Raw genomic sequence first — 24,743 nt, 5'->3', positions numbered from 1 at the left:
CCACAGCCTCCCTTATCTGAAACTGAATACCTGGGTTAAAAGTGGCTGTGCTCCTGTGACAGGATCCTTCTCCATGATCAGAATGTCCTTCATATATTCATCCCATTTTTTCACCACGCTGCTCTCCGCCTGTACTTTTGCAGCGTACTCTACGCCTTTTTCACATTCATAGTATCCGAACAGTTCCTCGCCCTGCATCCAGATGGAGTAATTCACGATTCCCGCATCTGCCAGGACTTCCTTCATCTCCGGCCAGATATTGTCATGTCTTTTCTTATATTCCTCCTGCATTCCCGGTACAATTTTTCCCCGCCATGCGTATTTTTCCATAGTCGCCACCTTACCTTTCTTCGTATTTCAAGCGTTTCCTATGCGCAGATGGACAGACCGCCCATTTCCGCTGATTCTGTATTTATTGTAGCCTGTGGATTCCGGTTCCGAAATGACATTATTTGCTCCGGGCACTGTCCGATTTTGCCCGAATAAGGTATAATGGTTTCCATGGAACGAACACTTACTTATACAACGAAAAATCTCATACCCCCTGCTGGTCAGACGCTGCATGCGTGGGAACTGTCATTTTATCATCCCATCACCAGGGAGAAAATGCAGTTCACTGCGCTGTTATCGGAAGATATGGCGAAGGTTTCCGGATCTTCTCTACCTGTTCAATGATCTCTTGTACCACTAGTTACAGTTATATGCATGATAGCATAAAATGTTGTAATTTTTACTGCCCACATATGACTTTGGGCATACATATTTAGAACACAATGCTTGAAAAAAAAACGCTTTTATGGCAGAATACTTTATAGTAATAAGATAACTTTATTGGGGGGATGTTTTGTGAAATATTTGTGGAAAAAGTTAGATGTAGCATCATTTTTAACTGCTATATATACCGGTATTGTCTGCCTGTTTTATTTCTATTTATATATCACGCAGAAGGCTTCACTTAACGTTTTATTCTTTTTTTTTGTGCTGTGTTTTTTCTATTTTTTATTTCTGCCTATATCAAAAAAATTAAACCAAATGGAAGGCTTTCATGGACAAGTCCTATCCCGGAATAAAAAAATCCTGACTTTTGCTCTTGTTTCTGTCCTGACTTTTTTGTTTTTAATGATTTGGTTTATTGCTTATTATCCCGGGGCTTTTTCAGAGGATTCCATTAACCAATATACACAGGCAATCACCGGTAATTATAATGATTGGCATCCTGTATGGCATACTTTGCTGTTTTTTACTCTACCACTAAAATTGTTTGGAAAACCTTCTGCAATCATTTTATTGCAAATCCTCTATTTTTCGCTTTTGATAGGATATATGGCATTGACCATCTGTGAACTGTGGAATATCAAGGCAGCCTTTTTTTCAGTGGTTTATATTGTTATGAATCCTTATACCTGTGTTATTTTACTGTTTCCATGGAAAGATGTTGCTTTTGGTATGGGTGCTTTGCTGTGTACAATTCTTTCTGTACAACTGGCATTAAAAGAAAAAGTCCCTTCAAAGAACTGGAAATTGCTTTTACTCGGAGTATTTATTTCCAGCACTACCGTTTTTCGACACAACGCGATTTTATTCACAGCAACGCTGTTGGTTGCTCTTTTCTTTTGGATTGACAAAAAAAGCTGGATTAAAATCCTTCTTTTTTCCTGTGTTTCACTGTTTATTATTAAGATTCCGATTTATCACATCTTGAATGTAGAAAAACCGGATCAACGTGTCATTGAAACAACCGGCCTGCCGCTTACAGTAATTGGTAACGTTGCAAAAGAAACCCCTTATTTAATGGATGATAAGTTATCTGATTTTGTCTACACAATGGCCTCTCCCGAACAATGGGCCAATAATTATAATTGCGGAAATTTTAATTCCATAAAGTGGTCCGGCATAAATACTTCTATTGTTGAAGAGGAAGGCCTTTTAGGAATGTTAAAACTTATGTTTAAATGCTTTCATCTTTCCCCCAATGCTTCTCTACAGGCAGCATTTGCTTTGACAGATATTGTATATGGATTTGAAACCGGGTTGAAGGGTGATGTACAACCCTATATTGCGGATAGTAGCCTTTATGAGATCCACTACCCACCTACCCACAATCAGAGTCTGCTGGATTTTATTTATGCCTATACAAGATTTATTGATACGACGGTATTTAAATACCTTAGAACTTACGGAATCACCTTACTGGTAATGCTTTTTATAACGCTGAGCAGAATGCATTTTAAATCATGGATTTCCTGGAAAAAAACATTTTTTGTTCTTCCCATTTTTTTATATGATTTTGGTACAATGCTTTTGCTGACCGGACCCGATTCCAGATTCTTTTATGTTACATTTTTAGTTGCCCCGTTAATCATCACAGTTACAATGCATAAAAAGGAAGAATAGAAATATGTCTAAAAAAGTAATTATTATAGGTGCCGGGCCAGCAGGTCTCACTGCTGCCTATGAATTGCTCTGCGACCAAGGGCAATATGAAGTCATTATTTTAGAAGAAAACAACTGTGTTGGAGGAATTTCTAAAACCGTAGAATATAAAGGCAACCGAATGGATATGGGCGGGCACAGATTTTTCTCCAAAGTGCCGGAAGTCAATTCCTGGTGGGAAAAGATGCTTCCCACACAAGGAGCAAAACCCATGGATGATCTGCTTCTCGGCAGAGATATTTACGTAGAACCGAACGGTCCCAATCCGGAAAAAAATGACCGGGTTATGCTACGGCGCCACCGAGTATCCAGAATATTGTTTATGGATAAATTCTACGATTATCCCATATCCATGAAAAAGGAAACTTTCACAAATATGGGTATTTCAAATACTTTAAAATGCGGCTTCAGTTATTTAGCTGCCATGCTCCACAAACTTCCGGAAAACAATTTGGAGAACTTCTATATCAACCGGTTCGGTCGCAAATTGTACAGTATGTTTTTTGAATACTACACGGAGAATCTTTGGGGAAGACATCCCAGTGAGATTGATGCTTCCTGGGGAAGTCAACGTGTAAAAGGACTATCTATTTCAGCTGTCATTCGCGATATTTTCGGTAAAATCTTTAAGAAAAAGAAACGTAAAGTCGAGACTTCACTTATTGAAGAATTCAGTTATCCGAAACTCGGTCCTGGACAGCTTTGGGAAGTAACTGCCGAAGAAATTAAAAAAAGAGGTGGACAACTCTTTTTAAATTCTCAGGTAACCAAAATCCATAAAGATGAGAACAACAAAATCACAGGTGTCACCTACATAAAAAATGGTGTTGCATATGACCTGAGCAGCGATATTGTCATTTCTTCCATGCCCTTGAAAGATCTTGTTACCGGTATGAACGATGTTCCCGAAAAGGAATTGCACATTGCAAAAGGACTTCCATATCGCGATTACATGACTTTGGGTGTCCTTGTTAAAAAATTGAATCTTAAAAACAAGACAAATATCAAAACGATCGGAGATATCGTCCCCGATTGCTGGGTATATGTACAGGATAGGAAAGTCAAAATGGGAAGGTTCCAGATTTACAATAACTGGTCCCCTTATATGGTAAAAGATCTGAATCATACTGTTTGGTTAGGGTTGGAATACTTTGTTCAGGAAGGTGATGAATTTTGGACAATGCAGGATGCTGATTTTTCAGCATTTGCTATTAAAGAAATGATTTCTTTAGGATTGATCACTTCTTTTGATGATGTCATTGACTCCCATGTAGAAAGAGTCAAAAAAGCTTATCCTGCATACTTTGATACCTACGACGAAATTGACACTCTTGTAAATTATTTAAAAACAATTCCCAATTTATATTGTGTCGGTCGAAATGGACAACATCGATATAATAACATTGATCATTCGATGTGTACTTCTTTTGAAGCTGTCAAAAATATCAAATCAGGAATCCTTAATAAAGATAATATTTGGGCTGTAAATACCGAAAATGGATATCATGAAACACAAAAAGCTGACTAACTTTTATTTTGTGAAGAAACTCTTTCGAGCGACTCACACTGGGATTCTTTGCCCAATAGTGAATTTTCTATGGAACGAACGCTTATTTATACAACAGAAAATCTCATAACACCTCTGCCGGTCAGCTATTTTCTGAAGCAGAAGGGCTTCTCCTCACAGAATCTGGTGCAGTTAAAAAAAGACCCCTCCGCTGTACTGGCAAACGGGATTCCCTGCTTTATGAATCATATACTGCAGCCCGGCGATACCCTGACACTGCATATCCGGGAAAATCATTCTTCTGAGAAGATTCCCCCGGTAAATCTGCCGTTAAATATTGTCTACGAGGATGCGGACCTTATGGTGATCAACAAGCCTGCGGGAATGCCGATCCACCCTTCCATGAACAATTATTACAATTCCCTGGCGAATGCCCTCGCGTACTATTTTGAACAGCAGAACTGTCCTTTCGTCTTCCGCTGCATCAACCGCCTGGACCGGGATACTTCCGGACTGACCATCGTGGCGAAGCATTATGTCAGCGCCGGGATGCTGTCTGCCATGATTGCCAATAAAGCGACTTCCGGAATCACGAGGGAATATCTTGCCATTACAAAAGGCTCGGTATGTCCCTTAGAGGGAACCATCACCGCACCCTTAGGGCGCAAGGAAGGCTCTATCATTGAACGGACGGTGGATTTTGAAAACGGGGAATCTGCGGTTACGCATTACAGGGTACTGGACGAAAAAAATGGGCACAGCCTGGTCTCTCTCATCTTAGAGACCGGCCGTACCCATCAGATACGGATTCATATGAAATACCTGGGCTATCCCTTGATCGGAGATTATCTGTACAACGCGGATATGGAACAGATACAGCGACAGGCGCTGCATGCCTGGAAGCTGTCCTTTGTCCATCCCATCACCGGGGAGAAAATGCAGTTCACAGCACCTCTGCCGGAGGATATGGCAGCGGTATTATACCCGTAGTTTTTTCAACGCTTTTTCCCGGATCAGGCATTCACCGTGCTCTTCCAAGTATCGTAGCTTCTGCTCATCCGCGGCATATAAGGCTGCGAACTCCATGGCCTGGATACATGCTCTGCTGTAACGTTCATAGGAAGCGCCGCCTTTTCGTACATAAGCATAACAGGTACCATCTTCCATTCGATACAGAGTACTGTCGATGCGTAAGTTTGTAGGCAATACTGCTGCATATTCAATGACTCTGCCGATATTGCGGAACGCAAAAATTGCAAACTGAGGTTTCTGTGCCTCCGCTGCCTTTTTATTCTTTTTGCCGGATTCTCCGGCGTTTTCTCCTGCCTGCGCTTTTTTCTCCGCCGCACCGATCTCTGCCTTTTTCTCCTCGAAGACTCGCTTCATCTCCTGCAAAGCCTGCAACAGCTGTGCACCGCTCTTATTCTCCAGCGGCTCTTTCTCGGAAAGTACCAGTACCAGTCCCTCATCCGGCAGCATCATGATCTGCAGGTCAAATGCATACTTCGGCGGCTTGTAGCCCACCTCTTCCTCTGCCTGCTCGATGATCTCCTGTACTACTTCTTTGGCTTTGTCACTGCGGGTCACAAAATCTTTATAATCAATATCGTACTCTTCCAGCTCTTCGTTGGACAGGAAGCACTTTACGGTCTTGTCATCAATTCTTTCTATTTTCATAGCTATCACCTCTTACTGATATATGTATGATAGCATAAAAATGTTGTGATTTCCACTGTACGAATTATGAAAACACTATAAAGTCATTCTGACAACTAGCTTTTGTGAAGCTTATGAACCAGAAGGTTACACTATGCACAAAATTTTTAAAACTCATTTAAAACTTTAAATGACTTCCGCATCCACTCTAGTGACGATTTCCTGTGTCCCCTTGTGGATGTGGTATTTCACCGCAGGGATTTTGGTCTTGGTGTAGAGCAGGTTCGTGTTGGGGTCAACGGTGATCATGTGACCCACAGGCGGCTTGTCTGCCAGCTCGTTGACCTGCACATTTTCGTCTACTATCGCACTAACCATGCAGCTGCAGAATTCATTGCTTGCCAGAGCGGATACACCATCCACTTTTTCCGCGAAGCCGATCTCTCTGAAATCCCCTCTGCTGACTGCAAATCCGCAGTCATATGCCACACAGTCGATCTCACTGGTAATTTTATGTACTCTGGTATGTCCCTCTGCATCCGGAGTGATCGTGGTCTCTACCGTGATACCCGGATAGGGACTCCTATCTACTGGAGGAGGAATTCAATGCTGTCAGCCCCTTTGTGCTGACCTGCATTGAGGATAACCTGAAACGCAGAATTCTGTTGCCGTATCTGACCGCACATTTCTGGTGGATGGGACATGACGATGAGCCTATGTGCAACTGGACCGTATGGTGCACGCAGAATGTGCTGCTGACCACGTTCCTGATGCCCTGGAGTGAAGAGATGTCCTCCAAGCTGGCCGCTCCGGTGCATGCCTTTACCGGGGATGCTCCGCTGTTCCTGCCGGAAAATACGTCCGACACAGTTGTCGCATTACAGGCGATTCTACATAAAACTGCTGAAAGCTGTGATTATTTTCTCAAGGATTACGGCAACGACGGTTGCTGTGAGGAGGGTGCCCAGTATTACCGCCATGCAGGGCTGTGCCTCTACGGTGCCATGACAGTGCCTAACACCGTTACGGGCGGACATTTTGCCTCACTGTTTCAGTGGGATAAAGTAAAAAATATTGCGGCATATATTTTAAATGTTCACGTAGATGATAAATACTATTTTAACTTTGCCGACTGCTCTCCCATCGCCGGTCGCGCCGGAGTACGGGAATATCTCTTCGGCAGAGCTACCGGACAGGAGGATCTGTGCCTATTCGCCGCGAAGGATTTCCAAGCAGGTCAGGGGCAACTTATTACCGATGAAGTAAATGGTGAGAATCTGTTCTATCGGATGCAGACCGTATTCTATTATGAAGAGCTGATGCACCGGGATACTTCCGCTACCCTTCCTCACCGGGATGTCTATTACCCCAGTGTCGGACTGTTCCTCGTTCATTCCGCTACAATGCATCTGGCGGTAAAAGCCGGTGACAACGCTGATAGCCACAATCACAACGACACAGGAAGCGTCACGTTATACAAAAACGGGCACCCTATCCTCGTAGATATCGGTGTGGAGACCTACACGCAGAAGACCTTCTCCCCCAGACGTTACGAGATCTGGACCATGCAGTCCGGCTACCATAATCTGCCTGCGATCTGCGGTACAGATCAGAAAGATGGTGAAGAGTATCGTGCAGGAAATGTCGTCACAGAGTTGACCGGGACAGAACCTTCTATCTCCATGGAACTGGCCGCTGCCTATCCCGATGCAGGAGCCATTGTACCGGGTCTAACCTATAGCCGCAAGGTGACATTAAAAAAGCCTTCCAACACTGTCGTATTGGAAGACCACACAAATGCGCAAGATGTTATTCTTAATTTTATTACTTATGAAAAACCTGTTTTTCTTTCTGACGGTAAACTCTCCATCGGAGAAGCATCTGCCTCCTTCGAAGAGGCTGATCTGCTCGCCATAGAAACGCTGCCGATCACGGACGCACGTTTGAAAACGGCATGGGATCATGATCTGTACCGGATTCGGCTGAAGGGCAACGATGCTGGCTTCCGGCTGACTATTCAATAAAGCCTAAAATTTCAGGCTTTTCTCACGGAATGTTTATTCTTGTACATTTCATCATCTGCCCGTTTTATGGTTTCTTCCAGAGTTTCTGCTGTCTTGCGAAAGGCTCCGCCGATTGCAAGACGGCAGTAAAACTCTGCTGTTACATCCGATAAATTTCCTTTCTCATCTCCACGCATGGTACTTACCAGTTCCTGTACTTTTTCTTCCGTACAATCTCTGATCAGCATTACAAATTCATCTCCGCCGATACGGAATCCTCTTGCTTGCTCCGTGAGATACCTCCGGATAAATTCCGCTGCTTTCAGGATCACAGCATCGCCTTTTTCATGTCCGAAGGTATCATTCATGCGTTTCAAATTGTCAATGTCGAAATAAATTACACCGATGGTACAGTCATTCTGCAGTTCTTTTAACTGTTCTTTGTAGTGTCTCTTGTTGTAGAGCTGCGTCATGCTGTCATGATTGCTGTTCCAATCGGCAATAGCCAGCTGGGAACTGGACGCAATGATATCATGCTCCATTTTCTTCATGGATTCACACAGCCGTTCCAGTTCATCTCCGGTTCTGATGTTCATCCGGCTGATGGGAGATTCCTTACCATCCCGCAAAATGGCAATAGAATAGCTGGAAGCCGCCTTGGACATGGCATTTAACGGTCCCAGCACATTGTGCTGCATAAACCAGATCATAAAGACTCCGAAAAGCACCGTAATCGATGTAACAATGCTGGTAATATACCCTAAATAAGTCAATTGCTCCCTTCTGACATTTTCTGTGGAAATTCCTACGATAATATAAGCCACCGGAATATTGTATGAGGAATTCAGCGGAATGTAGTAATCGCTTCTTCCGTTATACTCTAACGGTTCTATTTTCTCACATGCGATCAACTCGTCTTTTATAGCATTCTGTACCTCATCATAGGGGCGGATATCTCCTAAAAATGCTCCGTTTTCTGTCAGATCTGTGTCATACACATAACAGCCTCCACCATCCCTGAAATTGACCACGCTGATCTGCAATACATTTTCACTGGTGTTGCGATAGTCAATGAGTTTATTCCATACCTCGTAATAAGCCGTATTTCTCCGTCTGTTGTCCAGATAGTCCGTTACGCTGTCTCCGTCTACCACCAGTCTGCAGGTATTCGCCACAGTCTGCGCCAGAGAATCTGTGTAATTCCGATTGACATTCATATAATTGACGTAGTTTACAAATATGAAGCTCATGTCCATAATGCATACGATGATAACAATAGCCAGAACGATTTTATACTTTAATGATTTTTTCATTCTTAATCCTCGGAAATCAGTACTTTCTCTGATCTATATAGTCGGCTGCATTTTCATAGGTATAGATGTTTTCCTCAGTGTTATAGATCTTGTCCACCTCTCTGCCGGCTTCCAGTTCTTCTATGACCGTCTCCACCGTGGATGCCAACAGTGGATTACACTCCACGGTGGCATGTAATTTCCCCGCAATCATATTTTCAAAGCTTTCGTGCAAAGCGTCAAAGGAGATCATAATGATGTCTCCCTCAGGCCCATAGCTCTTGCCGTTCCGGTCCAGTGCTTTCATGGCGCCAAAGATCATGTTATCATTTTCCGAAATGATAACATCAATATCCTTTACCGTTCCTTTGCTGAGCAGATTTTCCATATAGGTCTGGCCTTCTCCCTGAGTGAAATTGGCACATCCCCTGTCTACGATAGTCCAGTTCGGATGTTCCTCCACTCCATGTAAAATACCGTTCGTTCTTCCGATGGCAGCGGTAGCTCCTTCAGTTCCTTCCAGCAGGACAATGTGGATTGTCTCGTTTTCCCGTCCCTGCTCTGTTAAATACTGATCCAGCCACGTTACAGCTTTCCGGCCTTCCTCTTCAAAATCCGAACCGATCCAGGACACGTATTCCGTTTCATCCACAGCGATTTTACGATCCGCTACGATGACCGGTATCCCAGCTTCCTTTGCGGCATGTATGGCATCCTCCCATCCGGTCTCCACGATGGGCTGCAGGATAATATAATCTACTTTCTGCTGGATCAGATCGTACATGGCTTTTACCTGGCGCTCCGAACTGGAATTGCCGTCGATATAGATCAGATCGTAGCCTCTTTCTTTGGTGAAAGTATTCAGATAATCATTGGTATTGGCATCTCTCCAGTCAGACTCTTTTCCCGTCTGGATCATCCCCACCCGGATGAGACCGTCATTATACCCTGGTGCCGCACCCCGGATCAGTTGCTGCGTTTTGTCGGCTCGTTCAGTCCCACATCCGATCAACCCCAGACAAAACATCAGCACACAAGTCACGGCAACTATTCTTTTTTTCATGTAATCGCCCCTGGTTCTATATTTATCGTTATTTTTACCGTTATTTTCTCTTTTCCGAATCATGCCTCTTACATTTTATAGTACCATCATCCTGTATAGGATGCAAGCCATCACCGGTGGTTCTCATAATAATTTTACGCTTTTTTATTATATTTTTTAACAAGGTCTACCTATCGGATACTGATCATCAGTATCGTCATGAGATCCTGTTCGTGGGATCCAATCTATATCTGAGCCGGATCAATTCTCAACAGCTGGAAGCTACCATGTATATGAACCAATACCGTCTGGGTTCCAAAACGCTGACCGCTGCCGTACAGCCTTATGCCGTCACCGGAGATAAGACCTATTACAACAATATGGAGGAATTACACGAGGACAAGAATTGTGACATTGCCTGGGAAAGTCTGCAGCAGAACGGTCTGACAGGCAATGAATGGGAGGAGTTAAATCATATCGCCGAGATTTCCGAGATCTTAGTTCAGATAGGGCAGGGAAATTACCGTGTAGAGCCTACCGAAGAATATGTCGATGGCTTCGTACACTTTTCCAACGGTTTTTATCACCATTTTGTACATTTTTCCAACATTGTAATTTTGTCATGGTTTCTATCATGCCGTTGTGATATGATGGAACAAGACAATGTTCGACATTTTTCCACGAAAGAGGTGCCCTTATGACAATATCCTGGTTATCCCTGTTCTGGCTGTTTTTCTTCTATTCTTTTATAGGATGGTGTATCGAGGTATGTTCTGCCGCGGTGCAGCATCGGAAATTTGTCAACCGAGGATTCGTAGCGGGTCCCCTATGCCCGATCTACGGTTTCGGTGCCATGCTGTTCGAGATCTTCCTGCCGGAGCTGACGGAATATCCGTTCTTCCTGTTCCTGGGCGGCTTTGTACTGTCCTCTCTTTTGGAATATTCCACGGGAATGTTTTTTGAAAAAGTCTATAAGAAAAAGCTGTGGGATTACTCCCGCTTCCGCTATAATGTGGGCGGTTATATCTGCCTGCCGTTTTCCCTGCTGTGGGGCGCATTAAGCGTTGTGACCGTGATGTTTGCGGATCCGCTGCTGTGCGGGCTGTTTGACCGCATTCCGCATCTTCTCTCCGTAATACTTCTGTTAGTCCTCGGAGGGCTGCTCCTGTTAGACACCATCGGTTCCGCCCTGTCAACGATAAGCTTACAGCTACAGGCGAAGCACCGGGCGGACTATGCATTAGAAAAGCAGACCGCCCGGCTGGATCAGATCACCGAAGGATTAGGACAGACTTCCCGTTTCCTGGAAAATGCTCTGACCAGGCATATGCAAAAGCGTCTGCAGAAGTCTTATCCTTCCATCAGTCTGGATGCCCTGGTAAAAGCCAGAGCTGAACATAAAAAAGCCACTGGTTTCGCCGAGGGTTGTTGCTTTTATAAATTGTTTTCCCTCTTTTTCATCGGTGCCTTTTTAGGTGATATCACAGAGACGATCTTCTGCCGTATCACAGCCGGGGTCTGGATGAGCCGCAGCAGTGTGATCTACGGGCCCTTCAGTATCGTATGGGGACTGGGTTGTGCCTTTCTGACTCTGCTGCTCTATCGCTACCGGAATAAAAGTGACGGTTCCATTTTCCTGGCAGGAACATTGCTTGGTGGTGCCTATGAATATATCTGCAGTGTCTTCACGGAAATGGTCTTTGGCACGATTTTCTGGGATTACAGTGGATTCGCCTTTAACTTAGGCGGTCGTATCAACCTGTTGTACTGCTTCTTCTGGGGAATTGCCGCTGTGGTATGGCTGAAGTTCATCTATCCGAAGCTGTCCGACTGGATTGAGAAGATTCCGAAAAAAATGGGGACGATCATGTGTAATATTTTAGTTGTATTTATGATTGTCAACATGCTGATCTCCGCACTGGCACTTGCCAGATACACCGAACGTAACGATGCCTCCTATTCTGTGGAAACCACAGAGCTTAACGGATTGCAGCGTTTTCTGGACGACCATTATCCCGACGCACGAATGGAACGCATCTATCCGAATGCGAAAATGGTGGATTAATTTGGATTTATTAACGATGGGAGACTGACCGAACCATGCAGATTGATGACTTGACCTCAGGGTTATCCCTTAGCTTTATCATTCATCTGAATAACGAAGAGCTTCAATTTGAATCCCGCATTTTGGAAGTCTATTCCCGCAGACATACACTGTTGGCTGAGGGTGTGTTTACTGATGATAAAATCATCTCTTTCCGGGGAAAAGGACTGCTCGTCGATCTGCTGGTCACTCTCCCGGACGATAAGCCTCAGCTGTTCAAAAATGTCACCACCAACGTGGTGAAACGCGCCGACGGAACTCTCTGTTACACTGTCTTCAGCATCGCCGGAAGCAAAACCTACAACCGCAGACAAAGTTACCGCTGTTATGTGGGAATTGAAACAGCCATTCAATGTGGACTAAACCATGCTGCCCACGATGTTATTATCAAGGATATCAGCTGCAACGGATTCGCTGTAGTCAGCAAGGAAGATCTGGAACTGGGTGTCAACCAGACCGTGCACGCTGTCCTGAATGATCATCTGGAGGAGACTGCGGAGAACTTTAATTTCCATCTGTATGGACTGGTTGCACGTGTGCAGGAATTAGAGAACGGGCTGTTTCTCTACGGCTGCCGGCTCAGCAATCCGGTTCCCGGGCTGGAACAATATATCGTAAAAAAAGAACGGGCTGCCTTACGAAAACGGCAATTAACCTGAACTTCTCTCTAACGCAAAAAACCGCTGCCCTTACGGGCAACGGTTTTTGTATTCAGAGATTATCCCTCAATGGCGATGTATTTATTGGTCTCCACTGCAGGTTTTGCTTCCTTCTTAGGAACATTCAGGGTCAGAATACCATGTTTGAACTCACCCTTAATATCCTCCTGGGTCAGATTGTCACCAACATAGAAGCTACGCTGGCAGGAACCTGCATAACGTTCCTTGCGGATGTACTTGCCGGATTTCTTCTCCTGCTCATCCTCATCCAGACCCTTGGCAGCCTCGATGGTCAGATAACCATCCTCCAGAGATACCTTGATCTCATCCTTCTTGAAGCCGGGCAGATCAACGATCAGCTCATAGCCATCATCGGTCTCCTTGATATCGGTCTTCATTACGTTGTGAGCATGTCTACCATACAGTTTCTTCTCTATCTGATTCTCTGCTCTGTTGTCAAAGAAAGGTACATCATCAAAAAAGTCATCAAATAAGTTCTCTCCAAAAATGCTAGGTAATAACATAAGTCATCTCTCCTTTTCTATTAAACATATGTCGGTGTCTTTCGATACCTCTTACCTTTTCCATCCTCCGGTAACCACCATCGGACTTCCGAACCAGTCCCGGATTTCTGATCTCGATCTTCTTTCAATCTCTTGATCTTCCTTCCTCTCCCTTGTTCTATTTGTACTATAACACCTATATATCAGTATGTCAATTAAGGAAAAATTATATAATTATAAATTAAAAATAAACAGCAAAAAAAGACCGGAGCACTGTGATCCACAGTACTTCGGTCCTTACTCTCATAAATAATATGATTGATCTTACTTATCCTTTGCTGTGAAATATACGAAGAACACGTCTCCCTCGGTATCATTGGAGAACTGCTCCAGATAAGAAATAGAGTAATCCTTGGAATCCTCAGGTACTTCAAATACCAACAGACCGGTTCTCTCTTCGTTAACACCCAGATCGTACTCTTCCGGTAGCTGTTCATCGCTTACGGCATCATTATAATAGGTAATCGGTGCATCAAAAGCATCATCATCGTCATCATCGCCCCACTGGATCTGGAAATCGGTATCATACATGGTAACAGTAGAACGATCTGTGTTCTTAACCGTTATTTCTGCCACCAGAAGCTTATTTCCCTCTGCAGGTGTATATCCTTCAAATTCCTTGCAGGTATACGCGCTGTTTACTGTGTAGTCGAAGAAATAAGTTCTCATTACATCTCCGATACGTCCCTCTGCATATCCGTCGTCATCTGCGGTTACCACACCACTGTCCTTGTTGGATACTACTCCTGCCAGGTTCTGAACAGCGCTGTCCACAGGACCACATGCTACCAGGCTGAAAGCCAGTACAGTTGCTACCATAATTCCTGCAAATTTCTTCATTTTTCTTTTCTCCCTCTCATAAATCCTAATTGCATGCGGCTATTCACATACGAAGCCAGTATAACACACAAATCGACAGAATGCAACGCTTTATTGCGCTACTCTGCGAACGTAAGCACTTACTCACGGGTCAGCCTCAGGATCACTTCCCGGTGTTCCGGGTATTTTTCCAGCAGTTCTTTCCGATCAAACAGTTCAAACTCTTCATATTTAAAACAGGGTGACACCATACATCCTACCAGACTGAAGCCCTCCTCTTCCATGGCGGAACCGAAGATCCTTCCCTTCGGGACCAGTACCTGGGGTACTTCTCCCTTCTCCAGATCCAGTCCCAGCTTTGCCGCTGTCAGCTTTCCTTCTTCATCGATCATATAAATGGTCAGTGCATTACCGTCATGGTAATACCATACCTCGTCCGATTTCAGGCGATGAAAGTGGGACACCTCTCCTTTTGCCAGCATGAAATAAATGCTGCTCCACAGATCTCTGTCTTCCTTTTCCAACAGACATTCCTTAAAATAGCCACCCTCCACATGGGGTTCCATTTCCAGATGTTCAATATAATATTCCGCTGAATGTTTCATAAATGCTTTCCTCTCTCCGACTATTTCTTTTTCCATGAAATTAGTGTATACTATGCAGAGAAAAAGCGCAATTGCAAAAGTACTGCATGGCGCGGAATGGAGAATATTATGGAAAAAATAGCCAGCTTCACCATTGACCATATCAAGCTGCAGCCCGGTGTCTATGTATCCCGCAAGGATCACATCGGAGCAGAAGTCATCACCACCTTCGATCTGCGCATGACCAGTCCCAACGAGGAGCCGGTGATGAATACCGCAGAAGTTCACACCATCGAGCATCTGGGTGCGACCTTCCTGCGTAATCATCCGGAATACAAAGACAAGACCGTCTACTTTGGACCCATGGGATGTCGTACCGGTTTCTACCTGCTGTTAGCCGGTGACCTTTCCTCTAAGGATATCGTTCCCCTGATGGTGGAAATGTTCGAGTTTATCCGCGATTACAAGGGCGAGGTACCCGGTGCATCTCCCAAGGACTGCGGCAACTACCTGGATATGAATCTGGGCATGGCAAATTACCTGGCAAAACGCTATCTGGATAATGTGCTGTACAACATTGACGACAGCCGCCTGGTATATCCAGAATAAGATGATGCCAGGGTTAAAAGGTCTAAGCCCGCATGAGCTCGCTCATAAGTGGGTGAAAGACCTTGGAACCCGCCCCGATATGAGCATAAAAGTGAGATGATAATCTCACGATATGCGAATACCGGGTAGGATTGTGGGAGTGCGTAGCACGGAACAATCCGTAGGCATCATAGATTATATTATTGTAAGAAAGAACAGGAAAACACTCATGAAAAAAATCGGAATCATCGGTGCCATGGAGCTGGAGGTAGAGACCCTCAAAGCTCACATGACCACCACCAAGATCACTACCAAAGCCCACATGGAATTTCACGAAGGCACATTAAACGGTACTCCCGTTGTCATCGTCCGCAGCGGTGTCGGCAAAGTCAATGCCGCTCTCTGTGTACAGATCCTGGCAGACCTCTTCGGAGTTACTGCTATCATCAATACCGGCGTGGCAGGTTCCCTGAATGCTGCCCTGGACATCGGAGATATCCTGATCTCCAGAGATGCGCTGCATCATGATGTGGATGCCACTATTTTCGGTTACAAGCCCGGTGAGGTTCCTCAGTTAGGCTGTCGGGAATTTATCGCAGATGAACATCTCGCACAAGTCGCTGTCTCCACTTGTAAAGAAGTCAATCCTGACATTCACGTTCATACCGGACGCGTGGTCAGCGGTGACCAGTTCATTTCCAGCAAAGAGGTCAAGACTCGTCTGATTCAGGAATTTCAGGGAGATTGTGCCGAGATGGAGGGGGCTTCCATTGCCCACGGTGCTTACTTAAACGACATTCCTTTTGTCATCATCCGTGCCATCTCCGATAAAGCAGATGACAGCGCCGAGATGGATTATCCTTCGTTTGAAAAGGCCGCAGCGCTCCACTCCGCCAAACTGGTAGAGGCTATGATGCCCCGGATCTAGAAAGGATATCATTATGAAAAAAGAGAAGAAATACATCGAATATATCTTAAAACAGGCGGAAGCCCTGCTGGCTATCGACAGTCCTTCCGGTTTCACGGAAAAAGTAACGGATTATCTCTGCGAGGAGTACAAACGCCTCGGCTACAAGCCGGTCAAGACCAAAAAAGGCGGTGTCCTCGTAGAGATCGGCGGCAAAGGCAACGCCATTCTGACCATGGCCCATGTAGATACGCTGGGCGGCATGGTCGCTGAGATCAAGAGCAACGGCCGTCTCCGCCTGACCAGGGTAGGCGGCTTGAACGCGAACAACATCGAGACTGAAAACTGCCGTATCTACACGCTGGACGGTAAAGTATACGACGGTACCGTACAGCTGACCGACGCTTCCATCCATGTCAACGACGATTATCAGAAGTCCGAGAGAACTTTTGACTCCGTGGAAGTCCTGCTGGATGAAAAGGTATCTTCCAAAGAGGACGTAAAAGCACTTGGGATCGGAAACGGTTCCTTCGTCTGCATGGATCCCCGTACCCGTATCACTGAGTCTGGCTACATCAAGAGCCGTTTCCTGGATGACAAGCTCAGCACCGCTATTTTGCTGGGATTTGCTAAATATGTAAAGGACGAGGATCTGAAGCTGTCCCGCAAAGTCTACCAGCATATCACCGTCTTCGAGGAAGTCGGCCATGGTGCCTGTGGTTCTGTTCCCGAGGATGTGGAAGAGCTGTTGTCCGTAGATATGGGCTGTGTCGGAGAGGGTCTGGAATGCACGGATCGTCAGGTATCCATCTGTGTCAAGGACGGCCACGGGCCTTATCATTATGATGTAGTCAAAGCCCTGATCCAGGCAGCGAAGGACAATCATATCGACTACGCTGCAGATGTCTATCCCTACTACGGTTCCGATGCCGATGCCGCATTAAGCGCCGGCATCGACGCCAGACACGGACTTATCGGCCCGGGCGTCTATGCTTCCCACGGCTATGAACGCTCCCACAAGGATGCCGTTGCCGCAACACTGGAATTATTAAAGGCTTATCTGGCATAACTCCAAATATAAAATGCACATAAAAAGCAGTCCGGAGACCGGCAGATTTTCTATCTTCTGCCAACTCCGGACTGCTTTTATAATACTCTCGCAAGCAATATACTTATTTTGCTTCTTCTGCTCCGTCGTCTTTTTTCTTGTTGAATACGAACAGCTTACTGAAGACATAATTGCCGATGATGACCAGTACTGCGGAGATTACAGTTGCAATCAACAGATTTACACCCACTGCGGTCAGCACCTGCATCACTACCATATCCAGGATCAGTGTGGATACTCTGGACAGTACGAACTTCGGTGCTTCGGACAGCATCGGTGCATGACTCTTGAATACATATTTCCGATTGGTAAAATATGCAAAAATAACACCTGCCGTCCAGTTGATAATACTTAATACAATGTTCTGGAAAGGTGTGGGATACATTGTGTTGTCAAATAACAGGAAGTTTGCCAGGAATTTTGCTGCCCAGGATACGACCGTGGTCAGTCCACCTACGATCAGGTATGCAATGATCTCCTCATACTTGATCCACAGTGCTTTTATCTTTTCTATCATGTTGTTCTCCGTTCTGTTATAAATTTACTACATTCCGGTTCTCACCGCGCATAAATGCCTTGATATTCTCATAGACCCCCTGCACACAGCGGGTTCTCGCTTCCACGCTTGCCCATGCCAGATGAGGGGTAATGATCAGCTTGTTGCTGTCCTTCAGTCTGCTTAACGGATTGGACAGCTCCAGAGGCTCCTTCTCAAGTACATCCAGACCTGCTGCCTGGATCTCTCCTGCCACCAGCGCCTCGTAGAGATCGGAGTTGTTCACTACCGGACCTCTCGCCACATTGATGAGAATAGCCGTCTTCTTCATCTTACGGAGAGCTTCTTTGTCGATGAAATTGCGGGACAGGTCACTCAACGGACAATGCAGGGACAGAAAATCACTCTCTTTTAATAAAGTATCCTTGTCCACCTGAGGATACTCCGTGCATGTGCTCTTACCGGTGATGGAATAGAAGATCACCTTACAGCCGAACGCCGTTGCGATCGCTGCTGCTCTCCTGCCGATATTCCCCATTCCTACGATGCCCCAGGTCTTACCTTCCAATTCATAAAAAGGCTGGTCAAAATTAGAGAAACGGTCCTGTGCACTGTAAGCGCCGGATTTTACATATTCATCATAGTAGGGCAGCTTCTGACTTAATGCCAGCGCCAGCGTAAAAGTATGCTGTGCCACCATGGCTGTGGAATAGTCCACCACATTTGCCACCTTGATGCCTCTGGACTTACAATATACCAGATCACAATTGTCGTATCCGGTGGCAAGTTCGCAGATCAGCTTCACATTGGGACAATCCTTCAGGGATTCCTCTCTCATAGGAGCCTTGTTGCAGACAATGACATCCGCATCGCCCACACGTTCTGCCACTTCCTGTGCGGTAACCGTATTCGGGTAGCTGATCACTTCTCCCAGCTCATGAAAACAGTCCACCGGCACATCCGTGCCGGCGCTGTTTCTCTCCAGTAAAACAATCTTCATTTTAAGTACCTTTCCCATCTGTCGTAACTATGGAACCCATTCGCAAAACCGCTCTTTCAGAGGTTTTCAGAATAGTTTGAAATAATTACAGTCTCTTCAGCAGTTCTTCTCTCTGTGCCTCGTAACCGGGCTTGCCAAGCAGAGCGAACATGTTCTTCTTGTAGCTCTCTACACCGGGTTGGTTGAAAGGATTTACACCCAGCAGGTATCCGCTGACACCACATGCGAACTCGAAGAAGTAGAACAGCTCGCCAAGATAGAACTCATTTACCTCGGGAACGGTTACCATGAAGTTGGGAACCTGACCATCGGTATGTGCCAGAATGGTTCCGTTCATAGCACTCTTATTGACAAAATCAACGGTCTTGCCTGCCAGATAGTTCAGACCATCCAGATCTACAGGCTCCTCGCCAATAGTAAGCTCCTCTCTCGGAGTGTCGATGTTGATCACGGTCTCGAACATTACACGGGAACCGTCCTGAATGAACTGACCCATGGAATGCAGATCGGTGGTCAGATCCACACTTGCGGGGAACAGACCCTTGTTGTCCTTACCCTCGCTCTCACCGAACAGCTGCTTCCACCACTCACTTACATAGTGAACAGCGGGCTCGTAGTTCGCCAGAATCTCAACACTCTTGCCCTTGCGCAGTAAGATGTTACGCAGAGCCGCATACTGCAGCGCATCGTTCTCTTCGAAATCATTCTCCAGTGCACGCTTTCTTCCGCTGGCTGCACCTTCCATCAGCTTGTCGATATCAGCACCGCTGACAGCGATAGGTAACAGGCCTACTGCGGTCAGTACGGAGAAACGTCCTCCTACATCATCGGGTACTACGAAGGTCTCGTAACCTTCCTCATCGGACAGATGCTTTAAACTTCCCTTAGCCTTATCGGTGGTAGCATAGATTCTCTCTGCCGCACCCTTCTTGCCGTATTTAGCTTCCAGCTTCTCCTTGAATACACGGAAAGCAATAGCGGGCTCTGTGGTGGTACCGGACTTGGAGATCATGTTGATGGAGAAATCTCTGTCGCCTACTACATCCATCAGGTGCTTCAGATAGGTGGAGCTGATGGAGTTACCACAGAAGTAGATCTCCGGAGTCTTACGTACACTCTTATCCAGCACATTGTAGAAGCTGTGGCTTAAGAACTCGATAGCCGCTCTGGCTCCCAGATAAGAACCACCGATACCGATAACCAACAGAACGTCGGAATCGCTCTGGATTTTCTTCGCTGCTGCCTTGATGCGGGCGAACTCTTCCTTATCGTAATCTACGGGAAGATCGATCCATCCCAGGAAATCATTGCCTGCACCGGTCTTGGATACCAGGGTCTCCTTAGCATCCAGGGTAAGCTTCTTCATGTAACCGATCTCTTCCTCAGAAATAAAAGAGCCAGCCTTGGAATAATCAAATGTAACTTGTCTGCTCATAATGCTCCTCCTTATATCTTTCAGATATATCACATACTTAACAAAACTATTCTGATCCATATTTGCATAACTTTTTGTGAAGCTTTCTTTATTGCAAATATGCCTCAGATAGTTTTTATTTTAACAAAGTTACATTCCATTTTCAAGATGTATATCGAAATCGTTTCCATTTATTATACAGTAAGCAGTTCCTGCAAAAGTGCCTGTAATTCTTCCTCCGTGACGCTTGAAGATTCATCCTGCTGAGACATGCCTCTGTCTTCCGTTTTCCCGGGTATCGCATGTTCCGCGGAAAACACCTCTCTTCCTGTCTCCCGAACCATCTCCTGCGGCTGCGCTGCCCTGCCCCGGATCGGCATCAGCTCTACAGTCCGCCTGCCGGGGAGCTTCGGTGCTCCATACAGTCTCACGTAGTCCTGCTCCGTCACCGGGATCCTGCCGGACAGGTGATTTTCCAGATAATCGATCAGATTCGTCTTCAGTACCCGCCGCTTCCCCTTGATATCCACCAGTGCCGACAGGGAAAAATACAGATACAGCCCCAGGAAGCTCGCAATATAAAAAGGCAGTATCTCACCTAACATCCTTCCGTCCAAAATCCCCTTACAGATCCCCATTCCGGCAAATATCACCGAGAACAGCATGCACTGCCCGGACAGATGATACCATGCATCAAAGGATAAATGTCCGAAAGACAAACGGTTTAAGAACTTGTCCACAAACACCGGAATATTGGACACGCCTCCGTTTAGCTGGTAACAATTCGCGAATTTGACCTTGCACTGTTTCAAAAGCCGGTTCCCCGTAGTTGCCATATTGTCTGTCTCCCGGATCATTGTATGATACATCCACGCCAGCATCAGACGCACCAGAACGCTGAGACATAAAAATACCAGGATCCCCGCCGTGATCACTTTTTCTTCTTTAAATATCGTAAACATCCTCAAAACTCCTTTCCGTCGTTTCCTCAAGTATAACGTATATATGTCCTGTTTTGTACGGTTTTTCATCGTCATTCTTCTACTGCGTCAGACAAAAATTATGAGCTTTCTACATTTTTTATAACAAGAAAAGCATTCTGACATTATTGTATAAACCATAAAAATCTGCTATAATTAATTTTTAGTGATTCTGTTAGAAAAGAGGTTGATTTACTTATGATATACAAGACAAAGGGTACTTGCTCTACTATGATCGACGTAGAATTAAAGGATGGTGTCATCGATTCCGTTAAATTTACCGGCGGCTGCAACGGCAACCTGCAGGGCATCAGTGCTCTGGTAAAGGGCATGAAGCCGGAAGAGGCCATCAGCCGTCTCAAGGGGATCCGTTGTGGTTTCAAACCCACCTCCTGTCCCGATCAGCTGGCTCACGCTCTGGAAGAAATGATCGCAAAATAATAAACAGGTTACCGAAAGGCATTGAGATTTTATGAAAAAAATAGTACTGACCGGCGGCGGAACTGCCGGACACGTTACACCGAATATTGCATTGTTACCGGCGCTGCAGGCAGCCGGCTATGAGATTGCCTACGTCGGTTCCTACGAAGGCATCGAGAAGAAGCTGATCGCTGACTTCAATATTCCTTACACGGGAATCTCCACCGGCAAATTCCGCAGATACTTAGATCCGAAGAACTTCTCGGATCCTTTCCGTGTCATGAAGGGATTCGTGGAGGCACGCAATTATCTGAAAAATTATCAGCCGGATGTAGTATTTTCCAAGGGAGGCTTTGTCAGTGTTCCTGTGGTCCGCGCCGCAGCTTCCTTACATATTCCCTGTATCATTCATGAATCCGACATGACTCCGGGGCTGGCGAACAAGCTGTGCATTCCCGTTGCGGAAAAGGTATGCTACAATTTCCCGGAGACCATGAAAAACATTCCGGCAGACAAAGCCGTCCTTACCGGTTCTCCCATCCGCGCAGAACTGGCCGAAGGCAGTAAGCTTGCGGGACTTAACATGTGCGGATTTACTGCGAATAAGCCTGTGATCATGGTCATCGGCGGAAGTCTCGGTGCTGCCAATGTCAATAAGGCAGTCCGTGATGCCCTGCCGAAGCTGTTAGAGGATTTCCAGGTCGTACACCTCTGCGGCAAAGACAAGATCGACAATCTGTTATTAAATACCCCCGGGTATAAACAGTTTGAATATATCAAAGCGGAATTAAAAGACATCTTTGCCATGGCTGATGTGGTGATCTCCCGCGCCGGAGCCAATGCCATCTGCGAGCTTCTGGCACTGAAAAAGCCCAACATCCTGATCCCCCTGCCTGCTGCCAGCAGCCGCGGAGACCAGTTGTTGAACGCTGCTTCCTTCGAAGCCCAAGGATATTCCATTGTCCTGAATGAGGATGATATTACGACGAATCTTCTGGTAGATAAAGTACATGAACTGTACTTTAACCGCCAGAATTATGTAGACGCCATGAGCAAAAGCCATCAGATGGATGCCGTTAAGACCATCATGGAACTGATCAACGCTGCGGCAGATAAAAAGACGAATTAGCATCTTAACAATCTAAATAAGATCACTCAGCTGTGCAAATTGTTCCAGCGTCAGTGCCTCTCCGCGAACGGTAGGTGACAATCCCATCTGTTCGAGAGCTGCTGACGCTGATTCTTTTGTAATTCCGGGAAGTCCCGCATTGCCAAGACCGTTCACCAGAGTCTTCCGGCGTTGGTTAAAAGAAGCACGGATCAGGGAAAACATCTTCTTCTCATCCTTTACCTTCACAGGTGGCTCTTCATAACGGGTCAGACGGATCACCGCACTGCCGACATTGGGTCTCGGAATAAAACAGTTCGGAGGAACGTTAGCCACGATCTCCGGCTTCGCATAATACTGCACCGCCAGGGATAATGCACCGTAATCTTTCGTGCCGGGTCCTACCTGCATACGATCCGCCACTTCCTTCTGTACCATGATCGTAATGCTTTTCAGCGGTACACGGCTCTCGAACAGTCCCATAATGATCGGTGTCGTGATGTAATAAGGCAGATTCGCCACCACTTTAATGGGGCGTCCACCGTTTTTCTCCTCCACCAGTCTGTTAATATCCACTTTCAAAATATCATCATTGATCACCGTAACATTGTCATAATCCTGCAGAGTCTCCTCCAGGATCGGAAGTAACGCCTTGTCGATCTCCACCGCCACAACACTGCCCGCGCGCTCCGCCAGATACTGTGTCATGGTGCCGATGCCCGGACCGATCTCCAGCACACAATCCTCCTTCGTGATCTCCGCGGAAGATATGATCCGGTCTAAGACCGTCGTATCTATCAGAAAATTCTGTCCGAATTTTTTCTGAAAATTAAAATGGTATTTCTGAAGTACCGCGATGGTATTCTGGGGAATTCCCAAATAAGCCATGGTAAACCTCCTTAATTACTTATGTTAATAATGTGAATCCTTAATAGAATCTAAAATCCTCTAAAAAGTGAATGCAATCATACAGTACCAGCACATCCATGCCCTGCTCGGGCTCGTACTGCTCCATGAGCTGGAACAGTTTCCCGTTAAAATACCGAAGATCCACCACATAGATCGTCTCATAGTGCGCCGCGAGCAGCGGAATCATGCTGTTCGCATAGGAATCCTTGATCACAAAAAGCGTCTTGCCAGGGTTATAGCCGGTATGAATCTCTATAAAGGCATGATTATCATTCAGGAAAAATCCGTACTGGTTCTTGGTCTCCAGATATTCCGGCGCATACAGAGAGTCCGCCTTGTCTGCGAAATCATAGGTGATCGATACCGGCTTTTTCTCCGTCTCAGGAAAATACTGTATCCTGTCCTTCGTCCAGGCCACATTGATCCGGGACTGCAGGGTCCCCTGAAAATCCTCCGACACTGTCTTCATGCCTGCCATATTATACGGATAGGGGAATTTTCCCATGTTGTCTGCCCATGCCAGGAATCCGTAATAGGCTCCGAGGCTGGTCCAGTGATGATCCGTGCGGTAATAGATCGGTTCCCCCGCATGCTCCTGCAATGCGGAATACACATCGATATAGTGCTCCTCACCGACAGACTCCTTCACCTTCGCAAGCAGTCTCATCTCATCATAATGCGGTGCAAAAGCGGGCAGCTTATCTGTCAGAATATTATCCGCGGTAGGTACCAGCATGACTTTTGCATCCCACCGGTTTACCAGCTTTTTCAGGGACGCAATCCGGGAATCTTCCATCTGTTCTGTGTATTCTTGGGGATCATTTACCCCGATCAGATAACGGTCTGCCCCCAGATAGACTCCGTTGATCTCCTTTTTCTGAAACAGAATATCCGCGCGGGTCTTTATTCCCACCCATTTATCCCGTCCTACAAACTGGTCAGACATATATTCTTCGTAATCGTCGCCATACTCTCCCGACAGCAGGCTCTCCCAGGAAAATGTCGGTCTGGGAGCCAGCACCCTGTTCTCTGTCTCAGAATAAATTCTGTCACTGTTACACAGGTCGGCGATTCCCAGAATGAAAAGAACCGCACATATCAGTCCGACAGTCAGCAGAGCATTTCTCTTATCATCCACACACGGTTCCTCC

At 45.9% G+C, this 24,743-nt stretch carries 26 protein-coding genes; 12 read left to right on the top strand and 14 right to left on the bottom strand.

The annotated features are described in order from the left end of the window. Positions 1 to 12: 12 nt before the first annotated feature. The gene (locus FYJ59_RS07515) at positions 13 to 330 is read right to left on the bottom strand and encodes an L-rhamnose mutarotase (protein ID WP_118545412.1); all 318 of its coding nucleotides are present in this window, start codon (positions 328 to 330) and stop codon (positions 13 to 15) included. Between the two features lie 516 nt (positions 331 to 846). Here FYJ59_RS07515 and FYJ59_RS07510 point away from each other — a divergent pair. From FYJ59_RS07510 to FYJ59_RS07500, 3 genes are all read left to right on the top strand, one after another. Continuing rightward, positions 847 to 2,394 carry a hypothetical protein gene (locus FYJ59_RS07510; protein WP_154496206.1) on the top strand — a complete coding sequence of 516 codons (1,548 nt, stop codon included), beginning with the start codon at positions 847 to 849 and terminating at the stop codon, positions 2,392 to 2,394. A 4-nt stretch (positions 2,395 to 2,398) separates the two neighbouring features. After that, a complete protein-coding gene (locus FYJ59_RS07505) occupies positions 2,399 to 3,961 on the top strand; it encodes an NAD(P)/FAD-dependent oxidoreductase (RefSeq protein ID WP_154496204.1) in 1,563 nt (520 codons plus the stop codon). 69 nt (positions 3,962 to 4,030) lie between these two features. Further along, positions 4,031 to 4,930 carry an RluA family pseudouridine synthase gene (locus FYJ59_RS07500; protein ID WP_154496202.1) on the top strand — a complete coding sequence of 300 codons (900 nt, stop codon included), beginning with the start codon at positions 4,031 to 4,033 and terminating at the stop codon, positions 4,928 to 4,930. Here the strand turns inward: FYJ59_RS07500 and FYJ59_RS07495 are convergent. Together FYJ59_RS07495 and FYJ59_RS07490 are read right to left on the bottom strand one after the other, a co-directional pair. Continuing rightward, on the bottom strand, positions 4,919 to 5,617 hold the full coding sequence (locus tag FYJ59_RS07495) for an adaptor protein MecA (RefSeq protein ID WP_118545408.1): 699 nt from the start codon (positions 5,615 to 5,617) through the stop codon (positions 4,919 to 4,921). The two genes, FYJ59_RS07500 and FYJ59_RS07495, sit on opposite strands and share 12 nt — an antisense overlap. Before the next feature lie 165 nt (positions 5,618 to 5,782). Beyond that, on the bottom strand, positions 5,783 to 6,199 hold the full coding sequence (locus tag FYJ59_RS07490; protein ID WP_328597218.1) for a DUF2264 C-terminal domain-containing protein: 417 nt from the start codon (positions 6,197 to 6,199) through the stop codon (positions 5,783 to 5,785). A gap of 20 nt (positions 6,200 to 6,219) precedes the next feature. On the opposite strand from FYJ59_RS07490, the gene FYJ59_RS07485 reads away from it, so the two are divergent. Next, the gene (locus FYJ59_RS07485; RefSeq protein ID WP_154496198.1) at positions 6,220 to 7,620 is read left to right on the top strand and encodes a heparinase II/III domain-containing protein; all 1,401 of its coding nucleotides are present in this window, start codon (positions 6,220 to 6,222) and stop codon (positions 7,618 to 7,620) included. Positions 7,621 to 7,631: 11 nt separating this feature from the next. Here the strand turns inward: FYJ59_RS07485 and FYJ59_RS07480 are convergent, their stop codons facing one another. Together FYJ59_RS07480 and FYJ59_RS07475 are read right to left on the bottom strand one after the other, a co-directional pair. Further along, positions 7,632 to 8,912, bottom strand: coding sequence for a GGDEF domain-containing protein (locus FYJ59_RS07480; protein ID WP_154496196.1), 1,281 nt, complete (start codon positions 8,910 to 8,912; stop codon positions 7,632 to 7,634). A gap of 16 nt (positions 8,913 to 8,928) precedes the next feature. Then, positions 8,929 to 9,954: an ABC transporter substrate-binding protein gene (locus tag FYJ59_RS07475; protein ID WP_205839486.1), complete on the bottom strand. Its 1,026-nt coding sequence runs from the start codon at positions 9,952 to 9,954 to the stop codon at positions 8,929 to 8,931. 212 nt (positions 9,955 to 10,166) lie between these two features. Between FYJ59_RS07475 and FYJ59_RS07470 the strand changes: the two genes are divergently transcribed. Genes FYJ59_RS07470 through FYJ59_RS07460 form a run of 3 tightly spaced genes read left to right on the top strand, consistent with a single transcriptional unit; the run spans position 10,167 to position 12,696 of the window. Further along, the gene (locus FYJ59_RS07470; RefSeq protein WP_154496192.1) at positions 10,167 to 10,634 is read left to right on the top strand and encodes a hypothetical protein; all 468 of its coding nucleotides are present in this window, start codon (positions 10,167 to 10,169) and stop codon (positions 10,632 to 10,634) included. Then, complete coding sequence (locus FYJ59_RS07465) at positions 10,631 to 11,998, top strand: putative ABC transporter permease (protein WP_154496190.1); 1,368 nt, start codon at positions 10,631 to 10,633, stop codon at positions 11,996 to 11,998. Before FYJ59_RS07470 ends, FYJ59_RS07465 begins: the two co-directional genes overlap by 4 nt. Positions 11,999 to 12,033: 35 nt before the next feature. Further along, positions 12,034 to 12,696, top strand: coding sequence for a PilZ domain-containing protein (locus FYJ59_RS07460; RefSeq protein WP_154496189.1), 663 nt, complete (start codon positions 12,034 to 12,036; stop codon positions 12,694 to 12,696). A gap of 59 nt (positions 12,697 to 12,755) precedes the next feature. Here the strand turns inward: FYJ59_RS07460 and FYJ59_RS07455 are convergent, their stop codons facing one another. From FYJ59_RS07455 to FYJ59_RS07445, 3 genes are all read right to left on the bottom strand, one after another. Beyond that, positions 12,756 to 13,220 carry an Hsp20/alpha crystallin family protein gene (locus tag FYJ59_RS07455; RefSeq protein WP_022153096.1) on the bottom strand — a complete coding sequence of 155 codons (465 nt, stop codon included), beginning with the start codon at positions 13,218 to 13,220 and terminating at the stop codon, positions 12,756 to 12,758. Between the two features lie 303 nt (positions 13,221 to 13,523). Beyond that, positions 13,524 to 14,099: a DUF4352 domain-containing protein gene (locus FYJ59_RS07450; RefSeq protein WP_154496188.1), complete on the bottom strand. Its 576-nt coding sequence runs from the start codon at positions 14,097 to 14,099 to the stop codon at positions 13,524 to 13,526. Between the two features lie 119 nt (positions 14,100 to 14,218). Then, the gene (locus FYJ59_RS07445) at positions 14,219 to 14,683 is read right to left on the bottom strand and encodes a cupin domain-containing protein (RefSeq protein ID WP_154496187.1); all 465 of its coding nucleotides are present in this window, start codon (positions 14,681 to 14,683) and stop codon (positions 14,219 to 14,221) included. A gap of 108 nt (positions 14,684 to 14,791) precedes the next feature. Between FYJ59_RS07445 and FYJ59_RS07440 the strand changes: the two genes are divergently transcribed. The 3 genes from FYJ59_RS07440 to FYJ59_RS07430 all read left to right on the top strand — a co-directional run bounded on the left by FYJ59_RS07440 (position 14,792) and on the right by FYJ59_RS07430 (position 17,226). Continuing rightward, positions 14,792 to 15,271, top strand: a complete 480-nt coding sequence (locus FYJ59_RS07440; RefSeq protein WP_022153093.1) for an S-ribosylhomocysteine lyase — start codon at positions 14,792 to 14,794, stop codon at positions 15,269 to 15,271. Between the two features lie 208 nt (positions 15,272 to 15,479). Continuing rightward, a complete protein-coding gene (locus FYJ59_RS07435) occupies positions 15,480 to 16,178 on the top strand; it encodes a 5'-methylthioadenosine/adenosylhomocysteine nucleosidase (RefSeq protein ID WP_154496186.1) in 699 nt (232 codons plus the stop codon). Positions 16,179 to 16,191: 13 nt separating this feature from the next. Next, the gene (locus tag FYJ59_RS07430; RefSeq protein WP_154496185.1) at positions 16,192 to 17,226 is read left to right on the top strand and encodes a M42 family metallopeptidase; all 1,035 of its coding nucleotides are present in this window, start codon (positions 16,192 to 16,194) and stop codon (positions 17,224 to 17,226) included. Positions 17,227 to 17,329: 103 nt separating this feature from the next. Here the strand turns inward: FYJ59_RS07430 and FYJ59_RS07425 are convergent, their stop codons facing one another. The 4 genes from FYJ59_RS07425 to FYJ59_RS07410 form a co-directional block, all read right to left on the bottom strand. Beyond that, positions 17,330 to 17,782, bottom strand: coding sequence for a GtrA family protein (locus FYJ59_RS07425; protein ID WP_154496184.1), 453 nt, complete (start codon positions 17,780 to 17,782; stop codon positions 17,330 to 17,332). A gap of 16 nt (positions 17,783 to 17,798) precedes the next feature. Next, entirely contained in the window at positions 17,799 to 18,761 is a 963-nt protein-coding gene (locus tag FYJ59_RS07420) for a D-2-hydroxyacid dehydrogenase (RefSeq protein ID WP_154496182.1), read from the bottom strand. Between the two features lie 85 nt (positions 18,762 to 18,846). Beyond that, complete coding sequence (locus FYJ59_RS07415) at positions 18,847 to 20,196, bottom strand: glucose-6-phosphate isomerase (protein ID WP_022153088.1); 1,350 nt, start codon at positions 20,194 to 20,196, stop codon at positions 18,847 to 18,849. A gap of 173 nt (positions 20,197 to 20,369) precedes the next feature. Further along, positions 20,370 to 21,137 (bottom strand): hypothetical protein, encoded by a 768-nt coding sequence (locus FYJ59_RS07410; RefSeq protein ID WP_154496181.1) that lies wholly within the window; start codon positions 21,135 to 21,137, stop codon positions 20,370 to 20,372. A gap of 216 nt (positions 21,138 to 21,353) precedes the next feature. On the opposite strand from FYJ59_RS07410, the gene FYJ59_RS07405 reads away from it, so the two are divergent. Continuing rightward, the gene (locus FYJ59_RS07405) at positions 21,354 to 21,596 is read left to right on the top strand and encodes a TIGR03905 family TSCPD domain-containing protein (RefSeq protein ID WP_022153086.1); all 243 of its coding nucleotides are present in this window, start codon (positions 21,354 to 21,356) and stop codon (positions 21,594 to 21,596) included. 31 nt (positions 21,597 to 21,627) lie between these two features. After that, positions 21,628 to 22,704 carry an undecaprenyldiphospho-muramoylpentapeptide beta-N-acetylglucosaminyltransferase gene (locus FYJ59_RS07400; RefSeq protein ID WP_154496179.1) on the top strand — a complete coding sequence of 359 codons (1,077 nt, stop codon included), beginning with the start codon at positions 21,628 to 21,630 and terminating at the stop codon, positions 22,702 to 22,704. 12 nt (positions 22,705 to 22,716) lie between these two features. Here FYJ59_RS07400 and rsmA read toward each other — a convergent pair whose 3' ends face one another. Together rsmA and FYJ59_RS14280 are read right to left on the bottom strand one after the other, a co-directional pair. Continuing rightward, positions 22,717 to 23,571 (bottom strand): 16S rRNA (adenine(1518)-N(6)/adenine(1519)-N(6))-dimethyltransferase RsmA, encoded by an 855-nt coding sequence (gene rsmA, locus FYJ59_RS07395; protein ID WP_118692793.1) that lies wholly within the window; start codon positions 23,569 to 23,571, stop codon positions 22,717 to 22,719. 40 nt (positions 23,572 to 23,611) lie between these two features. Continuing rightward, positions 23,612 to 24,730, bottom strand: coding sequence for a DHHW family protein (locus FYJ59_RS14280; protein ID WP_154496177.1), 1,119 nt, complete (start codon positions 24,728 to 24,730; stop codon positions 23,612 to 23,614). Between the last annotated feature and the right edge of the window lie 13 nt (positions 24,731 to 24,743).

This window comes from Waltera intestinalis (genome assembly GCF_009695995.1).
Classification (GTDB): Bacteria; Bacillota; Clostridia; order Lachnospirales; family Lachnospiraceae; genus Acetatifactor; species Acetatifactor intestinalis.
The sequence above is the reverse complement of the archived record's forward strand: the minus strand, read 5'-3'. Positions and strand labels throughout refer to the sequence as shown.